This window comes from Arcticibacterium sp. (genome assembly GCF_055134445.1).
Genome location: NZ_JBSRVI010000152.1, coordinates 1 through 9,651, shown reverse-complemented (window position 1 = coordinate 9,651; position 9,651 = coordinate 1). Strand labels below are relative to the sequence as shown.

The window sequence follows — 9,651 nt, the reverse complement described above, 5'->3', positions numbered from 1 at the left end:
TAATAACTCTATCCGTCGCCTTTTCTATGGTCATATCTAAATTAGCATGAACAGAAGCCACAACGAAATCAAAAGTAGCTAAGATTTCATTTTCGTAATCTAAGTCACCGTCTCCAAGAATATCAGATTCGATGCCTTTTAAAACTTTAAAAGGTGCCATTTCCCTATTGATTTGGTCTATTTCTGTTTGCTGCTGTACCACTTTTCCTGCTGGTAATCCATTGGCATAGGTGGCCGTTTGAGAATGATCCGCAATCCCGAAATAATCTAAGCCTAAAGCTTTGCAAGCTTCAGACATTTCTTTCAGTGTATTTTTGCCATCGGAATACTTGGAGTGATTGTGTAAACTACCTCTCAAAGCTTCCCAAGAAATCAAATCATCATTTGAATTCTCTTTTATCCAATCAAACTCGGCCAAACCTTCTCTCATTTCTGGGAGAATATATTTAGAACCAAAACCTGCATAATAAGCCTCTGAAGACTCAAAAATATTGGATTTTATAAAGTGATGAAAATTCCCAGCAATTTCAGGCAAAACTGTCTTAAGATGCTCTTCAGACGCATTCGATATCAGTTTTTCTTGCTCAAAAATATCATCCTGCACAAATTGGATTTCTATCAATATATTATTTTCACCATAAAACCCTCTCCAAGTAAAAGGGGAAGACGCCTTCATATCTTCTCTAAAAGCTTCTTCTAATTTGGCCTTCCCTTCCAGACCACCGCTGACTAAAAAAGACAGTCCATCTACAGTTTCCAGCTTTCTTGGGATAGCTCCCACTTCCTCTACTTTAGGAAATATTAAACTTAATTTCTCCAATATTTCCCCAGAAAGCTCTGCGGCCTGGTTCATTCTTAACTTCCCTGACTGCTGGCGTAAGAACAATAATGATTCTAATATTTTCTCTTGTGTCTTTTGACCAAAACCTTTGGTTTCTGCAATTTTCCCACTCTCGCAAGCAATTTGCAATTCATTCAAATTATCAATCCCTAACTCCTCCCATAGTGTTTTTATCTTCTTAACACCGATACCCTTTACTCTAAACATCTCCAAAACCCCTTCCGGCGTTTTATTGATAAGTTCTTGAAGTTCTTTTGTAGCACCTGTGGCTACTATTTGAAGAATGTTGTCGGCCATAGACTTCCCTACCCCTCTGAGTTTCATTAACTCGGCTTCAGACATGGTGTCCAAGTCTTCCTCTAACCTATCCAGATTATAAGCAGTGCTACCGTAAATTTTAGCTCGAGTTTCATCTTCTCCGTGCAATGTCATGAGTTTACTAGTAAGCTCTATGACATCTGATATTTCTTTATTACTCATTTTTCTAGGGTCTCTTTTCCGAACTTATTTTTTGTCGATGATCATTCTTATCTTAATGCTAAATAAAGCAAAAAGTAGTGTCATGAATGGGCTAATGATATTAAAAATAGCATAAGGCAAATAGGCCATTGTATCTACCCCTAGTACATTTGACTGGTAAGCTCCACAAGTATTCCAAGGAACTAATACCGATGTAACCGTTCCACTATCTTCTAATGTTCTACTCAAATTTTCAGGAGCTAGTCCTTTATCCTTATAAGCCGTTTTAAACATTTTCCCGGGAACTACAATGGCCAAATATTGATCTGAAGCCGTAAGATTTAAAGCTAAACAGCTTGCTACCGTACTTGCAAAAAGACCAAAAACACTCTTGGCCATAGACAATAAAGAGCGTGAAATTTTATCTAAAGCTCCTATAGCCTCCATAAAGCCACCAAAGGTCATGGCACATATTATAAGCCAAATGGTATTTAACATTCCTGCCATACCTTTAGATTGAAACAAATCTACCAATTCGGCATTACTTGTTTCTATGCCAGCTGGGCCAGATATGGCGTTAATAATTCCTTTATATGCAGCAACGAAATTCAATTCTTGTTCTCCGGCTACTTTTAAAACAATATCTGGCTGAAAAACCAACGCTAAAACAGCACCGCCAATAGTTCCGATGAACAAGGCTATTAAAGGTTCTGTCTTTTTAATAATTAGAAATATCACTAAAACTGGAACAATAAAGAGCCATCCGTTGATATCAAAAGTGGCCAAAATGGCATTTTGCATATCTGAGACATCCACATCTCCCTGTCCACTTTGCATCAGGCCAATCACCACAAAAATGATGAGTGTAATTACAATACTGGGAACCGTTGTGTAAAGCATGTATTTAATGTGCGTAAATAAATCTGTACCTGCCATGGCTGGTGCAAGATTGGTGGTATCAGACATTGGTGATAATTTATCTCCAAAATATGCTCCTGAAATAACAGCCCCTGCCACCATACCCAAATCAAAACCTAAGGAATTTCCTATGGCAATTAAAGCAATACCTACGGTGGCCGTAGTAGTCCAAGAGCTACCTGTGGCAATTGAAATAATAGAACAGATGACCACACATGCTGGAAGGAATATAGAAGGGCTTAAAACCTCTAACCCATAATAAATCATAGCAGGGATAATTCCACTAATTAGCCATGTTCCAGATAAAGCACCAACAAACAGCAAAATCAATATGGCACTGGAAGTGGTTTCTATATTGTTTGCAACTTTGGCTATCATCGTTTCAAACGAAATTTTTCTCCTAAAACCAATTAAAGCTGCCACCGCCCCGCCTACCAATAATGCGAATTGATTTGAACCAGAAAGGGCATTGTCTCCGAAAACGTAAACGTTAAAACCTAAAATAGCGACAAGGAAAACCACGGGAATAAGTGATTCAATGATTGAAATTGAAGAAGATTCTTTGGTCATTTATATGCTGATTGAAATTAAATTCAAATATAAAACATTTTTAAGCCTTAAAGGGCTTGAATGATATCTCATAAACTTCCAAACTAATTCAAAAATTAGCCAGAACAAAAACATTATTTCCGTTTTTACATAAATTCCCTTTATTTTGTACAAATTTTTATGCCGATGATTAACATGATTGTTCTTTAACACCTGCCTCTAGGGTGTTTCGTATTCTTAATTATTCTTTTCACATCGAAAGAACAATCATTTTATATGAAAAATATTTTCAAATTATTTAAAGACGCCCTAAAAGGCGACGAAGACAGAGACTATACGGCTCTAAGTATAAACAAAGGAATTTTCCTTTTATCGGTACCCTTGGTTATCGAAATGTTTTTTGAGGCATCTTTCGCTTTAGCAGATGCCTTTTTTGTAGCCAGGTATGTAGGTACGCTAGGCGTGGCTGCTGTAGGTTTAACAGAGTCTGTTTTAACACTTATTTACTCCATTGCTTGGGGCCTTAGTGCCGCTGGGGCTGCTGTTATTTCTAGACGGATTGGCGAGAAAGAAAACCAACAAGCTGGAGTAGCTCTTGCCAATGTCATTGTAATTTCGGTTGTCCTGGGTATGGTCATCGCATGTTTTGGTTATTTTTTCTCCCAAGACATATTGCGGTTTATGGGTGGCTCTCCAGAATTAATTGCGGAAGGTCAATGGTATACCAAAATCCAGTTTCTTAGCTCCCCTATCATCATTCTTCTTTTTACTTTAAGTGGTTCTCTGAGAGGTGCTGGAAGTGCCTCATTAGCAATGCGATCGGTCATCATAGCCAATGTCTTAAACATCGCATTAGATTACCTTTTTGTCCCAATAATGGGAATGGGTATTAAAGGTGCGGCCATAGCCACATTAATCGGTAGGGCTGTAGGGGTTCTATATCAGCTATACATTCTTACGAGTGCCAATAGTAAATTAAGGTTACTTTTTAGAGACTTTCTGATTAAGAAGGCTATCATCTGGAATATTATCAAAATAGCCGCAGGAAGCACAGGGCAGTTTCTTATTCAATCTGCCAGCTGGGTTTTTATGGTACGTATTTTATCCATTTATGGCAGTGAGGTTATTGCTGGTTATACTATCGCCTTAAGGATTATTATATTCACCATTTTACCGTCTTGGGGTCTGGCAAATTCTGGAGCTACTTTGGTAGGCCAAAACTTAGGAGCTGGAAAACCTGACAGAGCCGTTAAGTCTGCCTGGACCATTGCTTATCTTAATATGGGTTTTATGACTTTAATCGCCTTATTTTTCTTCTTGTTTGCCAGACAGTTCATCATGTTTTTTGACTCCACCCCACAGGTGGTTGAAACTGGTGTAAACTGTTTGAAAATTTTAGCGGCTGGTTATATCATTTTTGCCATAGGGATGGTCATAACACAGGCTATTAATGGTGCTGGAGACACCCTCCCTCCTACTATATTTAACCTGATCTGTTTTTGGTTAATCCAAATTCCCTTGGCCTATTATTTAGCAGAAGGTCTTGGTTGGGAAGAAAATGGGGTGTTTGTGTCTATTATAGTTAGTGATACCGCTTTAGCAATTATGGCAGTGTTATATTTTAAAAGTAATCGCTGGCAAAAGAAACAGATTTAACGCTATGTTGTATTTGAGATATGAATTATAATAAATTGATATTTATCTGGTATTAAAGAAAAGAGGAGATTTGCTAACTGCAAATCTCCTCTTTTCTTTAATCAAATAGAACTGTTAAACTATCTATTAATTACAAACCTTTTAGATTGTTCTCCTTGCTCTGTTTTTAGTTTTACGATATAAGAACCTGCATCATAATTGTGCGTATCTATACGGAGATCTAGAGCACTTTCTGTAAGCTTTAAGTTTTCTCCAAAAACCTTTGCACCATTAATTTGATAAACCTCTACTTGGGCATTCTTTGCAGAAGCCAACTTAGCTCTTATATCAATATGGTTTATGGTAGGGTTTGGAGATAGTTTTAAATCAAATAAGTCTGCCTCACTAGCCAAAGGCTTAGGAGCAGGCTTTTGAATAGCTAAATTATCAATAGCCCATCCCCAACCGCTCACCCATTGGTCTGCATAAAGTCTAAACCTTAAAAGCATCTCGGAGCCAGCCGCCGCAGGCAATAAAGCATCATAAATATTAATTTCTCTGTTTCTAAATAATGCTGGAGAAGGCGTTCCATTTGAAGTAGGGTTATCTGCATTTGCAGGTGTTAACGTACTTTCAAATAATTGCTTCCATCCTGAATCTGCATTGGCATCATAACCGTCAGCCAACTGAAACCAAGAACCACCATAATCTAAGGACCCTTCCACGATAACATAGTCCCAAAAACCCTCATCACCAAAAGCAACTCCATCTGTGCCAGGCTCCACCATAACTATTTCATCAAAACTAATGGTAGCCGAATCTGTACTTATCAAAATAGGGTGTCTATAGAGGGCAATGGCATTATAATCAAAGTCTAAGTAAGTACCTCCAGAAACTGGATCATACAGTCCAAGGCCATTTTTATAAGGACTTTCGGTTTGAAGTGCATTATTCGCTAAGCCAGAAGGTGTTAGAATATTAAAACCAGTAGATGCAAAAGCTACTGTAGGTGATTCAAAATCAATAAAATCTTCAGAAATCGTTTCTAATAATGTGGTAGCTACAAACTCATAAACATCTGCAACCACGGGGGACTCGAAGCTGGTTCCACCTGCGGTAGTAGGAATGGTAGTGATATTCCCTGCCTTATCTATGGCTGTCATACTTAGGGTAACCACATCGTTTTCATTCAATGCTGGAATACCCCCTTGTCTAATATAGGCTATATCATCCGATGCACCTTGAGAAAAAGAAGTGTCTGTAACTGCATTAAACTTACGCAATCCAAAGGATGGTTGAGCTATACCATTTATAGCATATTCAACATAAACAGTATCAATACCTGCAGCAAAATCATCCTCCACATTGGCAACAAAATTGACTGGAGAACCGGACACTATTATGGTAGGCGGATAATACTCAATTACTGGGCCCCAAATATCTTTTAAACCTACCTCAAAAGCATAATACAATGTCGGTGCCGATGCTGGGGCTGTTGCTAGGTTCCCTAAATTATCTTTAACAGAGAGGTAATAAAAGAAAATTGAGGTGGGGTCTTTAATTGAAATAGTAGCAGAGTACAAACCATCCGCACCTTTTAATAAAGGAACTTTAGTAGGATCTTTTAATCCTGCGTCTCTTTGTGCAATGGTTCCTGTTTCAGAATCAAGTTCAACATAATTTAAAAATGCCGTTCCTGCTACTATAGTAGTATCACTAAATATTTTTGCCTTAACTAATACTTCTGTAGCTGCTTCAAAGTCCTTTATCCTTTCATGAATAATGGAAGTACCCTTCCATCCCATGTCGGTAAACATATTCATCACTATAGGTCCTACGTCATAATTAATTTCTCTTAAACCTGCAGTGGGTGTCATCAAAGAATTAACTGTACCAGCTGGATAAGTTCTATCATCCAGATGAGAAACACTAGAGCCACTATTAAAAATGGTAGGGGCGTATAATTTTACTTTTGACCCATTATTGTTCGCAATAGCTCTTGGCGAATTGAAAAATAAGTTTTCCGAAATCAACTCATTTCTAAGAGCTGTTGAAGGATTTTTGAATAATGTGGTATCCGTTATTTTTTGTTTCTTTTCGTTTTCTAAAAAAGTATCGAAGATTACCGGAATAGATGTTCCTAAACCGTAATACCCTTGTGTACCTTCTACACCAGTGGAGCCTACAAAACCTAATCCATGACATAATTCGTGAAGCACTACGGAAGTAAAGTCAAACTGCCCAACGGCCGGACTTCCGGTAGTTCCGTAATACCAATTTTGGGTGCTACTGAATCTTGCAACAATATCAAAATCGTCTGGTGAGTTAAGTTGCGTTCCAGAAAGCTTCTCTGCCAGGGCAATTGGATACCATGTATTTGGTTTAGTAGCACCTGCAAAACCTCTATAATAAGTTCCTGGACTTGCAGAACCCAAAACATTAGGTCCTAACTCTTGCCAAAGAGCAATGACATTTATTTTCACATCTGATTTCAGCAATTCTGCCCAAATATCCACAGCTCTTTGAAATGCATCCTGTGCCACTTTCGGCATACTCGGATCATAAAGAACATCGAATTCGGCTTTGTTAGTAGCTGCCGGTCTTAACCTATTCTGAGCCTGTATAGCTTCTTTAATTTCAATAGGAATATCTCTAAAAGTATTTTCATCTATGTGACTAGCTGGGCATACCACTTCAACCCCTTTTTTCCACTCAATTTTTTCTTTGAAATCTCCTCGATCAAACTTTTTTTGTCCAAATGATGCGAGGGCTATAAATCCAAATAAAGCAGATAAAACTTTTCTTTTCATATTTGTCTACAGGATAGGTTTTTGGTAAATATAAATGATAAATCATTCCGATGAATAGTGGAAATGCCTTTTATTTAAAGACATTTATGTCACTTCCTTATTTCTTATACGTAATTCGTTCTTAAAAGGTATGGTTTCTCCTTTAGAAATTCTAGAAAAATATTGGCATTATGAATCCTTCCGGCCGCTTCAAGATGAAATAATAAATTCTACCATCTCTAAAAATAATGTTTTAGCTTTATTGCCAACAGGCGGCGGAAAATCCATCTGTTTTCAAGTGCCAGGATTAATATTTGGTGGTGTTACCATTGTTATCACGCCGCTTATTGCACTGATGAAGGACCAAGTTAGCCAGCTCCGAGACCGAGGTATTTTAGCCGCGGCTATCTACTCTGGCATGCATAAAAGCGACATTGATAGAACCCTAGATAACTTTGTCCTTGGTGACTATAAGTTCCTTTATGTTTCTCCAGAAAGACTTCTGACAGAAATGATGATAGAGCGAACCAAAAGAATGAAAGTAGATCTTCTCGTGATAGACGAAGCTCATTGTATTTCTAAATGGGGACATGATTTTAGACCATCCTATCTGAAAATAATTGAATTCAAAAAATACTGTCCAAAGGCCAATGTCTTAGCTCTGACCGCCACAGCTACAGCTGAGACACAAGCTGATATTCTTCAACAATTAGCTCTTAAAAAACCCGAGGTTTTTAAAATGAGCTTTAAAAGGAAGAACCTTGCCATTCGCTGTTTTGAGTCTTCCAATAAGAATAAAAGTTTGGCGGATCTTATTTCTAGGACTAAGGAATCTTCTATCGTCTATGTGAAAACCAGAAAGGAGACTCAGGAGATTGCTTATTTTCTCAAAAAATGTGGCTTATCAGCTGATTTTTATCATGCTGGGCTTACGAATGAGCTTCGTTTTAAAAAACAAGATGAATGGGTCCAAAATAAAACGCAAGTTATAGTAAGTACAAATGCCTTTGGAATGGGTATTGACAAGCCTGATGTTAGAACAGTTTTTCATCTTCATTTACCAGAAAGTCCTGAATCTTATTACCAAGAAATAGGAAGGGCGGGAAGGGATGGGCAGCCATCGCAGGTTTATCTTATTTACAACGCAGAAGATATTGAAAAACTGAGAATAAACTTAGAGCAAGCTTATCCGACAATAGATATGCTGAGCCAAGTATATCAGTCGCTGTGCAATTTTTTCCAAATTGCCATTGGCTCTCGCCCTAAAGACCTTTATGAGTTTGACGTTTTTGAATTTCATAGCACCTTTGGCTTAAAGGCTATTCCCACTTATTACGCATTAAAAATGCTCGAAAACCAAGGGCTTATAGAACTAAATGACTCTTTTCAATCCCCTTCTCGATTTCAATTTCTTCTTAACAACTATGAATTAGGTCAGCTTCAAGAAAAAAACGCTGCCTTAGACCAGTTTACCAAAACCTTATTAAGAATTTATGGAGGAGAAATTTTCATCAATTCCATTATTATTTCCGAGACGGAAATAGCCAAGGCCTACGGAACCAGCAAACTTCAAGTAGAAAAATTACTCAGAAGGTTGGAAAAGCTAAATATTGGAACTTATTATTGTCAATCTGGGAAGCCTACCCTGAACTTTCTGGGCAATAGGTTTGACGCCAAGCATCTCCCATTAAAACACGCAGAAATAAAAAAGAAAAAGCGAAAAGATGAGTCCGCTATAGAAAGCATGATTTATTACGTTACCAAAACCAAAAGATGCCGAATGGCCCAACTTCAAGATTACTTTGGAGAGGAAAATGCTGAAAATTGCGGTATATGTGATAATTGTCAGGAATTTCTTAAACAAAATTTCAGAAATCAAAAATGCTACGAGATTGGAAAAAGCTTAGAATACTTATTTCCTATAAACCTCAGTGAGCTTGTCCTTCAAAAAGAGACCGCGGATATTAAAATGGAAGAAGTTATCCATTATTTTGTGGACCAAAATAAATGGCAACTAAAAGATGGCAAACTAAGTATCTGCTAAGCCTCAATTGTTTATTAAGACTCCAATCTCAACTTGCAGGACTTTCAGCTCTAAATTTTAGATAAATTGACATTCTCACTGAATAATTATTCAATTACCAATCAATATTATTTTTTATAAATCTCATCTACCTGCTTTTTACTATTTTTGTCCTCGGAATGAAACATCTAAGGCAGTGAACAGAAACGAAAAGAAAATTGCTTTAAATAAGCAAATCAATGACTTCACGGAGGAATTGAAATCGAAGGCAGGAGAATTTAAAAACCTTGGCAAAGACGCCTTGGTGATAGGTGGGATAATAGTGGCTGCCTATTCACTTATGAGACTTTTCACTTCTGAAACGGAAGATGATGAGCCTGAAATATTAGAAATTAAAGAAACTCAGCCGCAGCAGGAGAATTCCATTTTTTCCACAG

At 37.5% G+C, this 9,651-nt stretch carries 6 protein-coding genes; 3 read left to right on the top strand and 3 right to left on the bottom strand.

Annotated elements, in window-relative coordinates:
* Nucleotides 1-1,321: PHP domain-containing protein (locus ACTBZY_RS19685; protein ID WP_463048083.1), on the bottom strand; the 1,321-nt coding region annotated here is incomplete at its 3' end.
* Nucleotides 1,322-1,345: 24 nt separating this feature from the next.
* Nucleotides 1,346-2,788 carry a Na+/H+ antiporter NhaC gene (gene nhaC / locus ACTBZY_RS19680; protein ID WP_463048082.1) on the bottom strand — a complete coding sequence of 481 codons (1,443 nt, stop codon included), beginning with the start codon at nucleotides 2,786-2,788 and terminating at the stop codon, nucleotides 1,346-1,348.
* A 255-nt stretch (nucleotides 2,789-3,043) separates the two neighbouring features.
* Between nhaC and ACTBZY_RS19675 the strand changes: the two genes are divergently transcribed.
* Nucleotides 3,044-4,423, top strand: coding sequence for an MATE family efflux transporter (locus ACTBZY_RS19675; RefSeq protein ID WP_463048081.1), 1,380 nt, complete (start codon nucleotides 3,044-3,046; stop codon nucleotides 4,421-4,423).
* A 119-nt stretch (nucleotides 4,424-4,542) separates the two neighbouring features.
* Here ACTBZY_RS19675 and ACTBZY_RS19670 read toward each other — a convergent pair whose 3' ends face one another.
* Nucleotides 4,543-7,212, bottom strand: coding sequence for a T9SS type A sorting domain-containing protein (locus tag ACTBZY_RS19670; RefSeq protein WP_463048080.1), 2,670 nt, complete (start codon nucleotides 7,210-7,212; stop codon nucleotides 4,543-4,545).
* Between the two features lie 130 nt (nucleotides 7,213-7,342).
* On the opposite strand from ACTBZY_RS19670, the gene ACTBZY_RS19665 reads away from it, so the two are divergent.
* Both ACTBZY_RS19665 and ACTBZY_RS19660 read left to right on the top strand, forming a co-directional pair.
* Nucleotides 7,343-9,235, top strand: a complete 1,893-nt coding sequence (locus tag ACTBZY_RS19665) for a RecQ family ATP-dependent DNA helicase (protein WP_463048079.1) — start codon at nucleotides 7,343-7,345, stop codon at nucleotides 9,233-9,235.
* A 175-nt stretch (nucleotides 9,236-9,410) separates the two neighbouring features.
* The coding region (locus ACTBZY_RS19660) for a hypothetical protein (protein ID WP_463048078.1) at nucleotides 9,411-9,651 on the top strand (241 nt) is incomplete at its 3' end.

Coding starts and splice junctions, on each gene's coding strand:
- nhaC (WP_463048082.1), bottom strand. CDS start 2,788: ATGACCAAAGAATCTTCTTCAATTTCAATCATTGAATCACTTATTCCC.
- ACTBZY_RS19675 (WP_463048081.1), top strand. CDS start 3,044: ATGAAAAATATTTTCAAATTATTTAAAGACGCCCTAAAAGGCGACGAA.
- ACTBZY_RS19670 (WP_463048080.1), bottom strand. CDS start 7,212: ATGAAAAGAAAAGTTTTATCTGCTTTATTTGGATTTATAGCCCTCGCA.
- ACTBZY_RS19665 (WP_463048079.1), top strand. CDS start 7,343: ATGGTTTCTCCTTTAGAAATTCTAGAAAAATATTGGCATTATGAATCC.